This is a genomic window from Microbacterium sp. MEJ108Y, assembly GCF_000834175.1.
GTDB lineage: Bacteria > Actinomycetota > Actinomycetes > Actinomycetales > Microbacteriaceae > Microbacterium > Microbacterium forte.
The window spans coordinates 62,841-79,022 of sequence record NZ_JXQX01000030.1; the positions used below are offsets into that span (position 1 = coordinate 62,841).

The window sequence follows — 16,182 nt, forward strand, 5'->3', positions numbered from 1 at the left end:
TTCAGTGGGGGATCGCATCCATTCTCCCCGACCGCAACCTGTAATTACAACTGACGCGGTCGTGGCCAGGCCTCGACGACGTCCTTCGACTCCTTGAGTCCCAGGCCCGTGTGCTCCCTCACGAGCTTGATCGCCTGGATCTTCTGGTCGGCGGACACGAGCCGGTCGACCTCCGATGAGACGGATGCGGGCAGCGCCCCGCGCACCGACGACGGCGTCGCCGTGATCGACGAGTGCACGGCCGAGGCGTTCGACACGGCCGCGAGATGCGGGGCCGTCGTGCTGACCGACCAGTGGTCGATGCGATCCTTCGCCTCCTGCAGGCGCACGCCCGTGTGCTGCCGGTAGAGCTTGATGGCGTTGATCTTGTGCCCCGCCGCGACGAGCCGGTCGATCTCGGCGATCGCCGCGGGAGTCAGCTGCGACGCCGAGGCGGTCGACGTCGACGTGGAGGCCACCGAGCGGGCCATCGTGGGCGAAGGGGTGAAGACGTGGGGCTCGGGCGCCTGGGGGCGCATCGACCGCAGCGCTGCGCCGATGATCACCACGCCGACGACCACAGCTGCGATGACCGCGCCGACAGCGATGATGATGTCCATTCGCTCAGTCTAGGGAAGCGTGCGCGCCGGCCCCAGGGCCTTCCCACCCGGCACCGCGTACCCTGGAGGTATGACCGAGACTCCCCGCACGCGCGAGACGCGCCCCGCCACGGCACCCGCGTCGTCCCGTTCGGGGGCCGTCCGTTCCACCGGCGTCGCCCAGGTGCGTCCGGCGACCGAGGGATGGACCCAGCAGAAGGATGCCGAGGGGCGCCCGCTGCTGCAGTTCGCGAGCCCCAAGCGCGGCAAGCCGCCGGTGCACCTCGCCGACCTCACGCCGGCTGAGCGCATCGAGAAGGTCAAGGAGCTCGGCCTCCCCGGCTTCCGCGCGAAGCAGCTCTCGACCCACTACTTCCGCCACTACACGTCGGATGCCGCGGAGATGACCGACCTCCCCGCCGACACCCGTGAACAGCTCGTCACCGGCATGCTGCCGCCACTGCTCACCGAGGTGCGTCGCCTCGAGACCGACCGCGGAGACACGATCAAGTTCCTGTGGCGTCTGCACGACGGCGCCCTGGTCGAGTCGGTGCTGATGCGCTACCCCGGTCGCATCACGCTCTGCGTCTCGTCGCAGGCCGGATGCGGCATGAACTGCCCGTTCTGCGCCACCGGCCAGGCCGGCCTCACGCGCAACATGTCGACGGCCGAGATCATCGAGCAGATCGTCCGCGCCAACCGTCTGATCGCCGAGGGCGGCCTCGGTGGCAAGAAGTCCGACGACCACTCGATGGAGCGCGTCTCGAACATCGTCTTCATGGGCATGGGCGAGCCGCTCGCCAACTACAAGCGCGTGATGGATGCGGTGCGCTCGATGGTCGCCCCGCAGCCCGACGGCCTCGGCATGAGCGCTCGTGGCATCACCGTGTCGACGGTCGGACTCGTGCCGGCGATCAAGAAGCTCGCTGACGAGGGCATACCGGTGACCTTCGCGCTGTCGCTGCATGCGCCGGACGATCACCTGCGCGACGAGCTGATCCCCGTGAACTCGCGCTGGAAGGTCGACGAAGCGCTCGATGCCGCTCGGTACTACTACGAGAAGACCGGCCGTCGCGTCTCGATCGAGTACGCGCTGATCAAGGACATGAACGACCACGCCTGGCGCGCCGACCTGCTCGCCGACAAGCTCAACGAGCGCGGCCGCGGATGGGTGCACGTCAACCCGATCCCGCTGAACCCGACTCCCGGGTCGATCTGGACCTCGTCGACCCGTGAGGCCCAGAACGAGTTCGTGCGCAGGCTCAACGACGCCGGCATCCCGACGACCCTCCGCGACACCCGCGGCAAGGAGATCGACGGTGCCTGCGGTCAGCTCGTCGCGACGACCGAGGACGAAGCGGCTTCCGCCGCGATGGCCTGAGAGCCCTGACGCTCTGCGGGCCCCGACGGGGTGCGCGAGCTGTCACGGATCCCGTCACGGCGGCCCAGTGACTCCGCCCGGGTCAGCCACGGTGCGATGCGCTCGGGGCTCGCATCTTTGACGCCCAGCATCCTGGTCGTGCGCACCGAGCGCACGCCGCAGAACCGCAGCGTGCCACGGGCGACGTGCGTCTGCGCGGGCAGACCCGTGAAGGGTGTGAGGAACCACGGAGTGTCGGCGAGCAGGAACAGCCGTCCGTTGCGTGCGGGCAACAGCCCCTCGGGAAGGCCGAGCTTCGAGTAGCGGTACTCCTGCTGAGGGAGCAGTGCCCGATCGAAGAAGCCCTTGAGCAGGGCCGGCACCGACCCCCACCAGAGCGGCGTGAACACGACGACCGTCGCGGCCTCGGCGAGGGCGCGCTTGGCGTCGATGAGATCGGGCTCGAGCTCCATACGCTGGCGGTAGCCGAAGCGCAGCGACGGATCGAACTCGAGATCGCGCAGCGCGAGGATGCGCGCATCTCCGTGCGCTGCGGCGTAACGCCGGGCGAGCTCGGCGGTGAGCGAGAGGGCATCGGGGTGGCCGTCGATGATCAGGGCGGAAGGCATGCGGACTCCTATGTTGACAGTGTCAAGCTTGGTGGACACTGTCAAGATAGGCAACAATGTTGCTTGTGTCAAGTTCTCGATCGGGGTACCACCACGGCGACCTCGCCCACGCCCTCGAGGCGGCGGCGATGCAGTTGCTCGCCGAGAAGCCGGCGGGGGAGATCAGCCTGCGCGAGGTCGCCCGCGCCGCCGATGTGAGCCACAACGCCCCGTACCACCACTTCTCCGACCGGCGGGGGCTGCTCAAGGTGCTCGCCGAGCGGAGCATGGCCGACCTCGTCGCCGCGGTGCGGGTGGCGATCGAGGCGGCATCCGACCCGGCATCCGCCGCGATCGACGGCGGTGCTGCGTACATCCGCTTCGCCGTCGAGCATCCGCACGGCTTCGACGTGATCTACGACCCGACCGTGTGCATCCCTGGCGAGCCGAGCGAGACGATGGCCCCGCTGATCGCCGAGCTCGAAGAGCTGCTGTCGACCGCATCCGTCGCCGCGGGGCTCGACAGCAAGAGCGGCGTCACCGGCGTCTGGGGGCTCGTGCACGGTCTCGGAACCCTGTGCGCCGCAGGGCACTTCTTGCTCGACGACGCGCTCGCCGCGAGTGCGGATTCGCTCGCCCGCATGCTGCGGAACTGACCGGTTCTGCGGGCGGAGCGGCGGAAGCACAGGGTTCGTGCACGTTATCCACAGGCGATGTTTCGTAGATTGTCCGGATGCAATATTCTGCTCACCGCCCCGGACGGTTCGATTCGCAGGGCCGGATCATCCTCGACAGCGACCCGAACGCTGACACGGACGACCTCGACTTCCTTCGCGAGTACGAGCCCACCGGCGCCGATCTGCAGGCGCCGGACACGGTCGACTCTGCGCCGGCGACAGAGGGCGAGCGGGATGCCGCAGCATCCACAGAGCCTGCGCGCGAGCCGAAGCCCCGCCGTCAGCCCCGTGAGCGCACACCGCGCGTGCCGGGTTCGCGGCTGCGGAAGCTCGCGATCCTCGGCGGGGCCGAAGGCGAGATCCTCGACCGCGTTCCGGGCGAGACCCCTCGTTTCGTGCAGATGTTCTTCGTGCTCGCCGGCACCGCGCTGGTCTCGGCGATCTCGATGCTGTTCGCGCTGACCACGGGAGTGCAGGCCGCGATCTGGCTGGCCGTGCCGCTGGCGGTCGTCTGGGCGCTCATCATCTTCAACCTCGACCGGTTCCTGACGTCGACCATGACGTCGACGCGCAACGTCTGGAAGCTCATCGGACTCGCGATCCCGCGAGTGATCATGGCCGCGATCATCGGCTTCGTCGTCGCCGAGCCGCTCGTGCTGCAGATCTTCCACAACGACATCGCCCGCGAGGTCGCAGCCACGAACATCACGCAGGCGCAGTCCGATCAGGAGGCACTGGAGACGGGCCCCGAGAAGAAGGCGCTGGATGCGGCATCCGACCGCGTCGCCGAGCTCGAGAACCAGGCCGCCACCGGCATCGTCGCCGGCACCGACTCGTCGTCTGCGACGGAATCCGCCGCTCAGGCGACGGTCGAAGACCTCACCGCCAAGATGACCGCCCAGCAGGCCGTGATCGATCAGGCCCGCATCCTGTACCAGTGCGAGCTCACGGGTGAGGGCGCGGGCACGGTTCCCGGCTGCACCGGTGTGAACGGCGAGGGCGCGAGCTCGGATGCCGCCGAGGCCCAGCTGGCCGAGGCGCAGCAGACCTACGACGCGCTCGCCGCGCAGCTGCGCACCGCCAACGAGGAACTCGCCGCCGCCGGCACCGCCGCCAAGGAGAACACCAGCACGTCGGAGACGCAGAACCGCGAAGAGGCGCAGTCGCAGCTGCCCGCCGCGCGCGACACCTACGACGCCGCGCTCGATGCATACAACGCGCGGGCCGAATCCGTCGCATCCGGCAATGCGGGAGCGATCGGTCTGCTGAGCCAGATCAGCGGCCTCAACCGCCTGAGCGAGAAGGAGCCGACGATCCTGTGGGCGCACATCCTGATCGCCGCGCTGTTCTTCATGATCGAGCTGCTGCCGGTGCTCGTGAAGGTGCTCACGTCGTACGGCGACCCGTCGCTCTACGAGAAGGCCGCCGCGATCCGCAGGCAGGTCGCACTCGACAAGGTGACGGCCGAGGGATTCCGCGACAGGGCGGCGATCGTGACCGTGCAGTCGCAGGGGATCCAGGCGGATGCGTCGCCCGCCGAGCCGCAGACGCGGGCCGAGCGCAAGGAAGCCGAGCAGGCGGAGCAGGAGCGGGCGCAGGCCGAGGAGCGCGAGCTCGCGGAGAAGCGTGCGCAGGCCCAGACGCTCGAGGAGCAGGAGCAGCTGGTCGAGTCGCGCGCCTGAGTTCGTGTGACGTGCCTTCCGGTCGCGGTTCGTGCCGGTTCCGCACGCGCTCGACCGGCACGAGTGCGACAGCGGCGGCCGGCCGGTTCAGGCCGCGTGCACACGCAGCCGGGTGGCGAGTTCGCGGAGCCGGACCTGTTCGGCAGGGCGTGCGGCCATCGCCGGAGTCGAGATGACGTCTCGGACCCGGAGAGCGCCCTGCGTGTGCACAGCCGCGGCGAGCGAGCGGATCAGCGCGACCGTCGACGGCTCTCCCTTCCAGGCGGCACCGGTCAGCGCCGTCTCGATGAGCATCAGCGGCCGGCGGAGCGCCGGGTCATGCTGGCGAGAATCCTCTGAGAGCCATTCGACGAGCTCGCGAATGGTCCATTCGGGGGATATTGGCTCAAGATCCTGAGGTTCCATGGTGATCGGTGTGGTCATTGGTCCAGAATCGGATGCCATGAGCATCATCGACAGAGCCAATGACCGGCCAGTGGCCCAGCGATCGGCCGGTGGAGTCGCGCCGCTCGTGCGATCGGGCGAGGTGTCGGCGGAGGTCCTGGCTGCTCGACTCGGTCGCTGGACACAGGGCGAGGGCACTCTGGCGGCGCGGCTGTCCGACGGCGTGGCCGCCCTCATCTCGGGCGGCGAGCTGCGGGCGGGCGACCGGCTTCCGGCCGAGCGCGGGTTCGCCGCAGCGAGCGCGGTCTCTCGGGGCACGGTCGTCGCGGCCTACGCGGACCTCGCCGAACGCGGGCTCGTCGACCGGCGTCAGGGCAGCGGCACGAGGGTCGCCGGAGTCGCGACACCGGCGATTGCATCCGCGCAGCGGCCAGGGCGCGGAGAGGCGCTCTTCTCGGCGTCGCCGAACGCGATCGATCTGCTGCGCACCGTCCCGCAGCTCTCCGATCTCGCCGTCCAGCTGATCCGCGAGCACCGACCGCGGCTCGAACTCGCCCTGCTCCCCGAGACCGACCCCGCCGGGCTGCCTGCGCTGCGCGAGCTGATCGCCGAGATGTACTGCGCGGAGGGGACGCCGACGACGCGCGAGCAGATCCTGGTCACCCACGGCGCGCAGCAGGCGATCAGTCTCGTGATCAACGCGCTGGTCAGCCCCGGCGACGTTGTGCTCGCCGAGGAGGTGACCTGGCCCGGGGTCACCGACTCGGTCGGCCTTCGCGGAGGCGTGGTGCACGGCATCCCGATGGGGCATGACGGGCTCGACGTCGATGCGCTCGAGGTCGCGATCGCCCGATTGCGCCCTGTCGCGATCGCCCTCAACCCCCACCACCAGAACCCCACGGGCACCAGACTCCCTGCGGCCGCGAGACATCGCGTCGCCGAACTGGCCGCGCAGTACGGAGTTCCCGTCATCGAAGACAGGGTCGTCGCGGGCATCTCGTTCGACGGCGTCGTGCCGCCGACGCTGGCGGCGGAGCGCGCCGATGCGCCGATCATCGTCGTCGAGTCGGTGTCGAAGTGGGCGTGGGCGGGACTGAGGATCGGCTGGCTGCGGGCCGACCCCGTTCTGGTGCGCAGGCTGCGCGCGGCGCGCCAGCTCGCCGACCAGTCGACGAGTGTGCCCGGTCAGCTCCTCGCACTCGACCTGCTCGGGAAGGCTGTCGACCTGCGGACCGCGACCAGCCGCATCCACGGTGAGCGTCTGACGCTCGTGCGGTCGCTGCTGGCCGAGCACCTGCCCGACTGGCGCTGGATCGAGCCTCGCGGTGGGCTCTCCCTCTGGGCCGCCCTGCCGGTGGGGTCGGCCGGCGCCTTCTCCCGGATCGCGGCCGTGCACGGGGTGTCGATCGCCGGAAGCGCGGCGTTCGCGGCATCCGTTCTGCCTGACGATCACATCCGCATCCCGTTCACTGCGCCCGACGACGTGCTCACCGAGGGGGTGCGCCGACTGGGCGTGGCGTGGCGGGAGTATCGGGATGCTCTCATAGCAGCACCGTCGGCCTGACACCTGCTTTTCCGAGACCGGTCACGGAGATCCGGGCCCGGTGTCTGCGGGGGCCGGTAGCGTTGTTGCATGGTCAACTATCGCTATCTCGGCAACAGCGGTCTCAAGGTCTCTGAGATCACCTATGGCAACTGGGTCACGCACGCTTCTCAGGTCGAAGACGACGCCGCCGTCAAGACGGTGCACGCGGCGCTCGACGCCGGCATCACCACGTTCGACACGGCAGACACGTATGCCAACACGGCGGCGGAGGTCGTGCTCGGCAAGGCGCTCGAAGGGCAGCGCCGCGAAGGACTCGAGATCTTCACGAAGGTCTACTTCCCCACAGGTCCCAAGGGCCCGAACGACACCGGACTGAGCCGCAAGCACATCCTCGAGTCGATCAACGGCTCGCTGACGCGCCTCGGCACCGACTACGTCGACCTCTACCAGGCGCACCGCTTCGACTACGAGACCCCGTTGGAGGAGACGTTCCAGGCGTTCGCCGACGTCGTCCGTCAGGGCAAGGCGCTCTACATCGGCGTCTCGGAGTGGACGGCGGAGCAGCTGCAGGAGGGCCACGCGCTCGCGAAGCAGCTCGGCGTGCAGCTGATCTCGAACCAGCCGCAGTACTCGATGCTGCACCGCGTGATCGAGGGCAAGGTCGTGCCGGCCTCCGAAGAGCTCGGCATCTCGCAGATCGTCTGGTCGCCGATGGCGCAGGGCGTGCTGTCGGGCAAGTACCTTCCGGGCCAGCCGGTGCCCGAGGGCTCGCGCGCGACCGACCCGCACAGCGGCTCGGAGTTCATCAAGAGCTTCCTGCAGGATGACATCCTCACCGCGGTGCAGAAGCTCAAGCCGATCGCCGAAGAGGCGGGCCTGTCGATGCCGCAGCTCGCGATCGCGTGGGTGCTGCAGAACCCGAACGTCGCCGCCGCTCTCGTCGGAGCCTCGCGCCCCGAGCAGCTCGCCGAGACGGTCAAGGCCTCGGGTGTCACGCTCGACGCCGACACCCTCGCGGCCATCGACGCCGCACTGGGCGACACGGTCAACCGCGACGCCGAGGCCACCTACTCGGTGTCGCCGAAGGCGCGCCTGGTCTGATGACCGCATGACGAAGGCCGCCGTTCGAAATGAACGGCGGCCTTCGTCATGCGCGGGAGCGATTACTCCTTGACGGCTCCGGCTGTCAGTCCCTGCACGATCCAGCGACTCGCGAGAGCGAACATCACCATCGTCGGCAGAATCGTCAGCACGGCGGCCGCCGACATCGAACCCCAGTCGATGTTGAACGTCGAGATGAAGCCGTTCAGCGCCGACGGCACCGTGCGGTTCTCATCGGTGTTCATGAGCACGACCGACAGGAACAGCTCGTTCCAGCAGTTGACGAAGTTGAAGATGAACGCGGCGATGATGCCGGGGGTCATCACCGGCACGAGCACCCGGAACAGAGCGCCGAAGCGCGAGCATCCGTCGATCATCGCCGCCTCTTCGAGGGCGTCGGGGACGTTCTCGAAGAACCCGCGCAGCATCACGGTGGAGAACGGGATGCAGACCGCGATGTACACGAGGATCAGACCGGGCTTGGTGTCGACCAGGCCGAGGTCGGTCATCATCGAGTACAGCGGGCCGAGCGCGATGAACGCCGGGATCATCTGCGTCAGCAGGAACGCGACCAGCACCGTGCCCTTGCCGCGGAACTCGAAGCGGGCGATCACGTAGGCGCTCAGCAGCGCGATCAGCGTCGCCACCGCGCCCGCGATCGTCGCCACGATCGCGGAGTTGGCGAGGAACACCCCGAACGAGCTCTGCTGGAACAGACTGACGTAGTTGTCGAACGAGGGCTCTGACGGCCAGTACTCGATCGGGAACGAGTTGATCGTGCCCGGCGACTTGAACGACGTCAGCGCGATCCAGTACAGCGGGAACAGCGTGATGACGAGCCAGAGCAGAAGCCCGACCACACGCACGACGCCGCCGACCGACACCTTGCGCGCAGGTCGCGGTGCCTTCGCGATGTCGGGAACGGTGAGACGACGAGTCTCGGTGACTGTTGTGCCGGTGATGGTCATCGCTGCACCTTCCGCATCGCCATCAGGTAGAACGCGCAGAACACGAACAGGAACGCGACCACGATGAGTCCGATCGCACTCGCGATGCCGTAGTTGCCCTGCTGGGTGTAGTTGATCATCCACGTCGTGACGATGTGCGTCTGGTTCGCCGGCCCGCCGTTCGTCATCGCGTAGATGATGTCGGGGAAGTTGAAGATCCAGATGATGCGCAGCAGGATCGTGAGCAACAGCGTCATCGAGATGTACGGGATGATGATCGAGAACAGCTGCCGGACCTTGCCGGCGCCGTCGAGGCTCGCGGCCTCGAGCATCTCGTCAGGCACCGACTGGAGCGCGGCGAGGATCATGATCGCGAAGAAGGTCACGCCGTACCAGATGTTGGCCACGATGACCGCGAACATCGCGAGCTTCGGATCGGCCAGCCAGGGGAGCGGGGCGTCGATCAGGCCGACCTTCATGAGCAGGTCGTTCACGACGCCGAACTCCGCGTTGAACATCCAGCGGAAGAGCATCCCGATCAGGAATCCCGACACCGCCCACGGGAAGAACACGAGGGCCTGGTAGAGCCCGCGGAAGCGGAACCGCTTGCGCAGCGCGAGCGCGATCAGGAACCCGATCACGAGCTGCGGCACGAGCGAGCCGACCACCCAGAGCACCGAGTTCCACGCGACGACGGGGAACGCCGGGTCCTGGAAGACGGTGACGAAGTTGTCGAAGCCCACCCAGGGGGTAGACGTGAGATCCCACAGGTTCCAGTCGTGGAAGGCCATGCGTGCGCCCTGCAGCATGGGCCAGTAGGTGAACCAGCACACGAACACGATCGCCGGGGCCATGAAGGCCAGCAGCGTCAGCGCGTGGCGGCCACGGAACGGGCGGCGCCGGCGGGATGCCGGGGAGGCCCCGCCGGCGGTGCCGACGGAGCCCCCTTCGAGAGCGGTCCGGGTCACGGATCAGCCCTTTTCCGCTGCGTACTTCTCGGTCCAGAAGGCATCCCACGACTCGAGCAGCTCGCTGGTCGACATGTTGCCGAGCAGCACGTTCTGCACATCCTGGTCGGACTTCTGGATCCACTCGGTCCACCAGCTGACGCCACGCGGCTGACGCACGTTCACGTACGTCTCGGGATCCTCCGTCATGGTGACGTAGCTGGTCCACGGGCCGGTCGAGTAGAACTCGTCGTCCGCGGCATCCGAGATGATCGGCACGAGGCTGTTGGCCTGGGCGAACTCGGTCGCGGGCTCGGCCGACGAGAGGAACTCGACGAGCTTGACTGCGGCATCCTGGTGCTCGCTGTTCTCGGCGACGCCCCAGCCGGCGACGGCCAGCGGCTGCGCGGCCTTGCCCGACGGGCCGACGAGCAGCGGAGCGGTGTCCCACTGGTCTTCGGTCAGCGACGAGTCCTGCACCGTGGCGATGACCTCGGGGTCCTGCAGCAGGAACGCCGTGGTGCCGTTGGTGAAGCCTGCGACCATCTCGGGGTAGCCCCACGAGACGGCCGAGGGCGGGGAGGCCTCCTTGAACAGGTCGAAGTAGTCATCGACGGCCTCCTGCGCCTCGGGGGCGGCGAAGATCGTCGATCCGTCCTCCATGAGGAACGCGTCATCGACGTCGAGGCCGTCGATCGTGTAGGCCTCGATCGCCGCGACCACGTTGCTGTTCGCGTTCGCACCCCCGCGGAACGCGTAGCCGTAGATGTTGTTCGACGGGTCCTGGATGGCGCTGGCCTGCTCGAGCAGGTCCTTCCAGCTGTGCGGAGGACCGTCGAAGCCGGCCTCCTCGACCAGGTCGGTGCGGTAGAAGAGCGACAGGCCGTAGAAGCCGTAGGGCACGAAGTAGCTCTTGCCGTCGGTGGCCACCGACGCAGCCTGCGCGTTGTCGGTCAGGGCGTCCCAGCCGTCCCACTTCTCGAGGTCGCCCGAGATGTCGTGCAGCCAGCCGTTGTTGGCGAACGGGCCGACCGTGATGTCGCGGACCTCGAGGACGTCGACGCCCTTTCCAGACTGCAGCATCTGCTGGATCTTCGCATCCGCCTGCTCGGTGGGCGGCGAGACGAGCTTGACCTTGATGTCGGGGTTCGCCTTCTCGAAATCGTCGAGGAGCCCGCGGAGCAGGTCGGTGCGTGCAGGGTTGGTCAGGCTCTCGACCATCTGCAGGGTGACGGTGCCGTCGGCGGATTCGCCGCCGCTTGCGGAACAGCCGGTGAGCGCGAGCGCGGCGACGGTGCCGATTCCCGCGGCGGTCGTCAAGATTCTGTTCTTCTTCACGAGGTGCCTCTCAGTTGGTGATGGTGGTGGGTCGGGTGGGGCGGGTGGGTGTGGATCGGGTGGTGGGTGGAGCTGGTGGGTGCGGATCGGGTGGTCGGGTCAGGAGACGATGATCGAGTCGGGGGTGCGGATGCCGGCTCGGCGGAGGATCTGCGGGATGCAGCGCTCGACGAAGGCCTCGAAGTCCGACGCCTCGGTGTAGAGGTGCGCCGACAGGCGGAAGTAGCCGACGCCGCGGAAGCTGGTGAACGCGGTCTCGACGCCGGTCTCGTCGAGCAGATCCATGCGCAGGGCGTCGGCCTCTTCCCGTGTGGATCCGAGTCCGAGCGGCAGACGCACGAGCCGCATCGACGGCACGGGCGAGGGCAGCGGGGTGAGGGGGTCTTCGTCGCCGTAGGGGCGCAGGCCTTCGGCGATGATCTCGGCACCGGCATCCGCCATCTGCACCATCGCCTGGCGGGCGTTGTGCCAGCCGAACTCGCGCTCGATGAACTCGATCGACGCGGGGGTGGCCAGGTAGGTCGTCGCGTCGATCGTGCCCTGGGTGTCGAAGCGCTCGGGGTAGGGCTCGTTCGCGGCCCACGAGTCGATGAGCGGCCAGAGGTCGTCTCGGTCGGGTGCGGTCGTGACGAGCAGCGCCGAACCACGCGGGGCGCAGGGCCACTTGTGCAGGTTGCCGAACCACCAGTCGCCGCCGGCGACAGCCGCGGCATCCGCGACGAGACCGGGGGCGTGGGCGCCGTCGACGAGCGTGCGGATGCCGCGGTCGGCGGCGAGCTCGGCGATGCGGCGCGTCGGCAGCATCCGGGCCGTGGGGGAGGTGATCTGGTCGACCACGATCAGGCGAGTGCTCGGGGTGAGCGCGTCGGCGAAGCGCTGCACGACCTCGTCGTCGGAGGCGAGCAGCGGCAGCTCGACGGCGCGGACGGATGCTCCGAAGCGACGGGCCAGACGCTGCGCCCCCATCGTGATCGCGCCGTAGCCCTGGTCGGTCACGAGGATCTCGTCGCCGCGCTCGAGGTGCAGGGCGTTGTAGACGACGGTGGCCGCGGCCGAGGCGTTGGGGACGAAGACGCTGTCTTCGGCGTAGGCGCCCACGAACGGTGCGGTGCGCTCGCGGGCCTGCTGCACGCGCTCGGCGATGCGGGGGAACCACTCGACCGGGCTCAGGTCGGCGCGGCGGCGCAGCGCATCCTGCTGTTCGACGACGGCGGTGGGGACTGCGCCGAAAGAGCCGTGGTTCAGATGGATCACGTCGGGATCGAGCGGCCACGCATCACGGGCTCGGATGCCGGAGTTCAGCGTGAGCGGTGCGGGGAAGAGTGGTGCAGGCATCGGTCCTCGTCGGTGCAGTGGGGGAGTTGTTGCACAACTTTGCCACAGAGGTTCCGATATGGCTATGGAAAGGTGAAGATGAAACATAGTTGTCATACGAATTTGATGAAGAGCGCGCGTCCGACAGACTCGCAGGGGAGTGGCCGGTGTCAGAGAGGATCACGATGAGCGCTTTGGATACGGCTCTGCACGGGCTGCGTGCGCTGATCGCCGACGGGGCCCTGCGCCCCGGCGACCGTCTGCCGAGCGAGGGCGAACTGTGCGAGACGCTCGGTGTCTCGCGAGGATCCCTGCGCGAAGCCATCCGCATGCTGGCCGCACTCGGAGTGCTCGAGACCCGCCACGGCTCCGGCAGCTACGTCAGCGAACTGCGCGCCGCCGACCTGATCGGCAGTCTGTCCCTCACGGTCGGGTTGCTGCCCATGGCCGGAGTGCTCGAGCTGACCGAGCTGCGTCGCGTGCTCGAACCGCATGCCGCCGCGCTCGCCGCGGCCCGCATCGATGCCGCAACCCTCGAGGAGCTCAGCGGCGTGCTCGATGAGATCGAGGCCAGCGACGATTTCGAGGACCACTCGCGCCTCGACCACGCCTTCCACATGACGATCTCCGAGGTCGCCGGCAATGACGCCCTCACGAGTCTCATCGACGTGCTGCGCTCACGATCGCGGGCATATCGGATTCCGGATGCCGGTGACGCGGCCGAGCTGAAGCTGCACTCGGACGCCGGGCACCGCGCGATACTCCGCGGGCTCGCGGCGGCGGATCCCGTCGCGGCCTCGGCTGCGGCATCCGCACACGTCGCGCAGACCGAGTACTGGGTGCGGCGGTACACCGAGACCGACATCGTCGCCGAGGGGTCGGCCGTCGAGCCGGACTGAGTTCGGCGGGGTCGCGATGCTCGCCTCGATTCAGTCTCCCTGCGGTGCGAAGCGCAGCACATTCGTGTTGCGACGGACGAAGCCGACGGACTCGTAGAGGCGCAACGCCGATTCGCGAGACGGTCGGGACGTCAGGTCGAGTGTCGGCAGCCCCCGCTGTTGCGACTCGTCGATGATCGCTTCGAGCAGCAGGCGTGCGATGCCTCGTCCACGGGTGCTCTGATCGACCACGACGTCTTCGATGCTTCCGTGCCATCCGGTGATGAGCGGGGCCGTCACGAGGGTGGCCATTCCCACGATGCGGCCTGACTCGCGCGCGACGAACAGGTCGGTGTTCTGCGCCTGGAGCAACGAGAGCACCCGTTCCGAGTCGAATCGAGCGGTCGTCGAGAGCTGAGGGAGAAGCGCCTCGATCCGGCGAAGGTCATCCGCTGTGAGGCGGTCCGCGATCGAGATGCTGATTCCGTCGGCCATGGGTGACGTGTCAGGCGAGGGTGATGTCGACCTGGATCTCGGTGGCGATGCGTTCGAGGTCACGGCGCAGGGCGTCGAGGTCGACCGACGCGGGTACTCGCGCGATCACGGACGCCTCGAACAGGCGGCCGCCGGCCATCGCGGCATCCCGGGTCTCGGTCGCCAGCTCTTCGATGCTCAGGTCGTGCGCGCTCAGCACGTTCGACACCTCGCGGACGATGCCGGACCGGTCGTTGCCGAGCACCCGGATCTCGAGCATCTGGTCCTCGGCGTCCGTGTCTGCCGGGGAGCCGGTGAGAACCGCGAGGGTCAGGAGCCCCTGGCCCTGCAGGCCGCGCAGGGCATCCTGCAGTTCGTCCGTGCGCTCCGTTGCGACCGATACCTCGATCACGCCGGCGAACGTTCCGGCGAGCTCGGCCAGCGAGCTGTTCTCCCAGTTGCCGCCGTGGGCCTCGACGACATCGGCGACGGCAGCGACGAGTCCTGGGCGATCAGCACCCGCGACAGTGAGGATGAGAGTAGTCATGCGGCCAGCGTAGCCGTTCGCAATTCAGCATCATCGCTCGGAAAGCACCTGAAGACCGTGGCCAGGTGGCCGATCCGGCGTGTCCGTGCTGAGTTGTGAACGGCAGGTGAGTCGAACCCCGGTCAGTCGACCCAGTCGCCGGTGTCGAGGAAGTGGTCGAGGCGCTCGCGGTGCGGGGTGAGGTCCCAGCCCTGCTGCGCGACCCACTCGTCGTTGAAGTACGTGCCGGCGTAGCGGATGCCGCTGTCGCAGATCAGCGTGACGATGCTGCCGGTCTCGTCCGCCGCGCGCATGCGCGCGATCAGCTGGAACGCCCCGTACAGGTTGGTGCCGGTCGAGCCTCCGGCGAGGTGCAGGGTGCGCTCGCGCAGCATCCGGATCGCGGCGATCGACCCCGCATCGGGCACGCGGATCATCTCGTCGATCACCGTCGGCACGAACGAGGCCTCGACGCGCGGCCGACCGATGCCCTCGATGCGGCTGGGGCGTCCGGGAGGCGGATCGACGGTTCCCGCCCATCCGTCGTAGAAGGCCGAGCCCTCGGGGTCGACGACGGCGATCTGCGTCTCGTGGCGGCGGTACTTGACGTATCGCCCGAAGGTCGCGCTGGTGCCGCCGGTGCCCGCACCCACGACGATCCAGCGGGGGATCGGATGCCGTTCCTGCGACAGCTGGCTGAACACGCTCTCGGCGATGTTGTTGTTGCCGCGCCAGTCGGTCGCGCGCTCGGCGAAGGTGAACTGGTCGAGGTAGTGCCCGTGGCACTCGGACGCGAGACGCTGGGCCTCGGGAGACATGTCCTCTGCGCGGTCGACGAAGTGGCAGCGTCCGCCGTAGAACTCGATGAGGTCGATCTTCTCCTGGCTCGTCGACCGCGGCACGACCGTGACGAACGGCAGCCCCAGCATCCTCGCGAAGTACGCCTCCGAGACGGCGGTGGATCCGCTCGACGACTCGACCAGTGTCGAGTGCTCCGTGATGCGGCCGTTGACGAGTCCGTACAGGAGCAGCGAGCGCGCGAGACGGTGCTTGAGCGACCCCGTGGGGTGCACCGACTCGTCCTTCAGGTACAGATCGATGCCCCACTCGGGCGGCAGCGGGAATAGGTGCAGGTGCGTGTCGGCACTGCGGTTCGCGTCGGCTTCCAGCAGGGCGATCGCGGTGCTGGTCCAGTCGCTCATCCTTCGAGCGTAACGCCCCGCTACCTGGCCGTGTAGCCGCCCTCGCCCGTCTCGCCGTCGTACGTGAAGACCTCGTCTTCGAGCGTGATCTGGATGTCGTCGCCGAGCGGCTGTTCAGCGAGCAAGCGCTCTTCGAGCATCGTCATCCGCTCCTCGTACTCCTGCGCCTGCGCCTCATCGACGCCCCAGATCGTCGCGACCTTCATGTCGGTGAGGAAGTACAGGAAGGCCGAGACGGCGGTGCGGTTGAACTCGGTGTCGGGGATGCTCTGCCACAGCGCTCCGCTGTCGCGCAGCCGCTTGTATTCGTCGATCTTCGCCTGGAGGACGTCGGCGATCGCGGATGCGTCGGCGTCACCCGGGTCGTCGGACGGCGACTCCTCGGTGGAGGGGTCGTCGGAGGGCTCGCTGGGAGCCGCGGCCGTCGCGGAGGGCATCGGTGCGGCGACCGGCTCGCGCGAACTCATCAGCAGGCTCACGGCCACGCCGACGCCGACGGCGATGATCAGCACGAATGCCGCGACCGCCGCGATCACGATGCCGAGGGTCCTGCCCGAGCGCGAGGGAGGACTCGGCGGTGCGGAGGGGTACGGATACGCCGCGCCAGAGGGAGCGGGAAC

17 protein-coding genes are annotated in these 16,182 nt (G+C 68.4%); 6 read left to right on the top strand and 11 right to left on the bottom strand.

What is annotated here, in order from left to right; genetic code table 11:
- Window positions 1-44: 44 nt before the first annotated feature.
- Window positions 45-599, bottom strand: a complete 555-nt coding sequence (locus tag RU09_RS18770; RefSeq protein WP_052492980.1) for a ribosomal protein L7/L12 — start codon at window positions 597-599, stop codon at window positions 45-47.
- A gap of 70 nt (window positions 600-669) precedes the next feature.
- Here RU09_RS18770 and rlmN point away from each other — a divergent pair, with 70 nt between their 5' ends.
- Window positions 670-1,959, top strand: a complete 1,290-nt coding sequence (gene rlmN, locus RU09_RS13400; RefSeq protein WP_194285969.1) for a 23S rRNA (adenine(2503)-C(2))-methyltransferase RlmN — start codon at window positions 670-672, stop codon at window positions 1,957-1,959.
- Here rlmN and RU09_RS13405 read toward each other — a convergent pair.
- On the bottom strand, window positions 1,908-2,567 hold the full coding sequence (locus RU09_RS13405) for an NAD(P)H-dependent oxidoreductase (protein WP_042541340.1): 660 nt from the start codon (window positions 2,565-2,567) through the stop codon (window positions 1,908-1,910). The genes rlmN and RU09_RS13405 overlap by 52 nt on opposite strands.
- Window positions 2,568-2,632: 65 nt before the next feature.
- Here RU09_RS13405 and RU09_RS13410 point away from each other — a divergent pair, with 65 nt between their 5' ends.
- Both RU09_RS13410 and RU09_RS13415 read left to right on the top strand, forming a co-directional pair.
- Window positions 2,633-3,202, top strand: coding sequence for a TetR/AcrR family transcriptional regulator (locus tag RU09_RS13410; protein ID WP_052492981.1), 570 nt, complete (start codon window positions 2,633-2,635; stop codon window positions 3,200-3,202).
- Window positions 3,203-3,279: 77 nt separating this feature from the next.
- Window positions 3,280-4,905 carry a DUF4407 domain-containing protein gene (locus RU09_RS13415; protein ID WP_042541342.1) on the top strand — a complete coding sequence of 542 codons (1,626 nt, stop codon included), beginning with the start codon at window positions 3,280-3,282 and terminating at the stop codon, window positions 4,903-4,905.
- A gap of 87 nt (window positions 4,906-4,992) precedes the next feature.
- Here RU09_RS13415 and RU09_RS13420 read toward each other — a convergent pair whose 3' ends face one another.
- Entirely contained in the window at window positions 4,993-5,328 is a 336-nt protein-coding gene (locus RU09_RS13420) for a hypothetical protein (protein WP_042541343.1), read from the bottom strand.
- A 19-nt stretch (window positions 5,329-5,347) separates the two neighbouring features.
- Here RU09_RS13420 and yczR point away from each other — a divergent pair, with 19 nt between their 5' ends.
- Both yczR and RU09_RS13430 read left to right on the top strand, forming a co-directional pair.
- A complete protein-coding gene (gene yczR / locus RU09_RS13425; RefSeq protein ID WP_052492982.1) occupies window positions 5,348-6,853 on the top strand; it encodes an aminotransferase-like domain-containing protein in 1,506 nt (501 codons plus the stop codon).
- A 69-nt stretch (window positions 6,854-6,922) separates the two neighbouring features.
- Window positions 6,923-7,936: an aldo/keto reductase family protein gene (locus RU09_RS13430; protein ID WP_042541345.1), complete on the top strand. Its 1,014-nt coding sequence runs from the start codon at window positions 6,923-6,925 to the stop codon at window positions 7,934-7,936.
- A 62-nt stretch (window positions 7,937-7,998) separates the two neighbouring features.
- Here RU09_RS13430 and RU09_RS13435 read toward each other — a convergent pair whose 3' ends face one another.
- The 4 genes from RU09_RS13435 to RU09_RS13450 all read right to left on the bottom strand — a co-directional run bounded on the left by RU09_RS13435 (window position 7,999) and on the right by RU09_RS13450 (window position 12,503).
- Window positions 7,999-8,904 (bottom strand): carbohydrate ABC transporter permease, encoded by a 906-nt coding sequence (locus tag RU09_RS13435; protein ID WP_197066066.1) that lies wholly within the window; start codon window positions 8,902-8,904, stop codon window positions 7,999-8,001.
- Window positions 8,901-9,851: a carbohydrate ABC transporter permease gene (locus tag RU09_RS13440; RefSeq protein ID WP_042541346.1), complete on the bottom strand. Its 951-nt coding sequence runs from the start codon at window positions 9,849-9,851 to the stop codon at window positions 8,901-8,903. Before RU09_RS13440 ends, RU09_RS13435 begins: the two co-directional genes overlap by 4 nt.
- 3 nt (window positions 9,852-9,854) lie before the next feature.
- Window positions 9,855-11,168, bottom strand: coding sequence for an ABC transporter substrate-binding protein (locus RU09_RS13445; RefSeq protein ID WP_042541347.1), 1,314 nt, complete (start codon window positions 11,166-11,168; stop codon window positions 9,855-9,857).
- 99 nt (window positions 11,169-11,267) lie between these two features.
- Complete coding sequence (locus RU09_RS13450) at window positions 11,268-12,503, bottom strand: aminotransferase class V-fold PLP-dependent enzyme (RefSeq protein WP_042541349.1); 1,236 nt, start codon at window positions 12,501-12,503, stop codon at window positions 11,268-11,270.
- Window positions 12,504-12,667: 164 nt separating this feature from the next.
- Here RU09_RS13450 and RU09_RS13455 point away from each other — a divergent pair, with 164 nt between their 5' ends.
- Entirely contained in the window at window positions 12,668-13,381 is a 714-nt protein-coding gene (locus tag RU09_RS13455) for a FadR/GntR family transcriptional regulator (RefSeq protein WP_042541350.1), read from the top strand.
- A 30-nt stretch (window positions 13,382-13,411) separates the two neighbouring features.
- Here the strand turns inward: RU09_RS13455 and RU09_RS13460 are convergent, their stop codons facing one another.
- The 4 genes from RU09_RS13460 to RU09_RS18105 form a co-directional block, all read right to left on the bottom strand.
- Window positions 13,412-13,855 (bottom strand): GNAT family N-acetyltransferase, encoded by a 444-nt coding sequence (locus tag RU09_RS13460; RefSeq protein ID WP_042541351.1) that lies wholly within the window; start codon window positions 13,853-13,855, stop codon window positions 13,412-13,414.
- Between the two features lie 10 nt (window positions 13,856-13,865).
- A complete protein-coding gene (locus RU09_RS13465; protein WP_042541354.1) occupies window positions 13,866-14,381 on the bottom strand; it encodes a glycine cleavage system protein R in 516 nt (171 codons plus the stop codon).
- A 122-nt stretch (window positions 14,382-14,503) separates the two neighbouring features.
- Window positions 14,504-15,562 carry a PLP-dependent cysteine synthase family protein gene (locus RU09_RS13470; protein WP_042541356.1) on the bottom strand — a complete coding sequence of 353 codons (1,059 nt, stop codon included), beginning with the start codon at window positions 15,560-15,562 and terminating at the stop codon, window positions 14,504-14,506.
- Between the two features lie 20 nt (window positions 15,563-15,582).
- Complete coding sequence (locus RU09_RS18105) at window positions 15,583-16,098, bottom strand: hypothetical protein (protein ID WP_052492983.1); 516 nt, start codon at window positions 16,096-16,098, stop codon at window positions 15,583-15,585.
- Between the last annotated feature and the right edge of the window lie 84 nt (window positions 16,099-16,182).

Excerpts from the sequence above, each read along its gene's own strand:
- RU09_RS18770 (WP_052492980.1), bottom strand. The coding sequence starts at position 599 with ATGGACATCATCATCGCTGTCGGCGCGGTCATCGCAGCTGTGGTCGTC.
- rlmN (WP_194285969.1), top strand. The coding sequence starts at position 670 with ATGACCGAGACTCCCCGCACGCGCGAGACGCGCCCCGCCACGGCACCC.
- RU09_RS13405 (WP_042541340.1), bottom strand. The coding sequence starts at position 2,567 with ATGCCTTCCGCCCTGATCATCGACGGCCACCCCGATGCCCTCTCGCTC.
- RU09_RS13415 (WP_042541342.1), top strand. The coding sequence starts at position 3,280 with ATGCAATATTCTGCTCACCGCCCCGGACGGTTCGATTCGCAGGGCCGG.
- RU09_RS13420 (WP_042541343.1), bottom strand. The coding sequence starts at position 5,328 with ATGACCACACCGATCACCATGGAACCTCAGGATCTTGAGCCAATATCC.
- yczR (WP_052492982.1), top strand. The coding sequence starts at position 5,348 with ATGAGCATCATCGACAGAGCCAATGACCGGCCAGTGGCCCAGCGATCG.
- RU09_RS13430 (WP_042541345.1), top strand. The coding sequence starts at position 6,923 with ATGGTCAACTATCGCTATCTCGGCAACAGCGGTCTCAAGGTCTCTGAG.
- RU09_RS13435 (WP_197066066.1), bottom strand. The coding sequence starts at position 8,904 with ATGACCATCACCGGCACAACAGTCACCGAGACTCGTCGTCTCACCGTT.
- RU09_RS13450 (WP_042541349.1), bottom strand. The coding sequence starts at position 12,503 with ATGCCTGCACCACTCTTCCCCGCACCGCTCACGCTGAACTCCGGCATC.
- RU09_RS13455 (WP_042541350.1), top strand. The coding sequence starts at position 12,668 with ATGAGCGCTTTGGATACGGCTCTGCACGGGCTGCGTGCGCTGATCGCC.
- RU09_RS13460 (WP_042541351.1), bottom strand. The coding sequence starts at position 13,855 with ATGGCCGACGGAATCAGCATCTCGATCGCGGACCGCCTCACAGCGGAT.
- RU09_RS13465 (WP_042541354.1), bottom strand. The coding sequence starts at position 14,381 with ATGACTACTCTCATCCTCACTGTCGCGGGTGCTGATCGCCCAGGACTC.
- RU09_RS13470 (WP_042541356.1), bottom strand. The coding sequence starts at position 15,562 with ATGAGCGACTGGACCAGCACCGCGATCGCCCTGCTGGAAGCCGACGCG.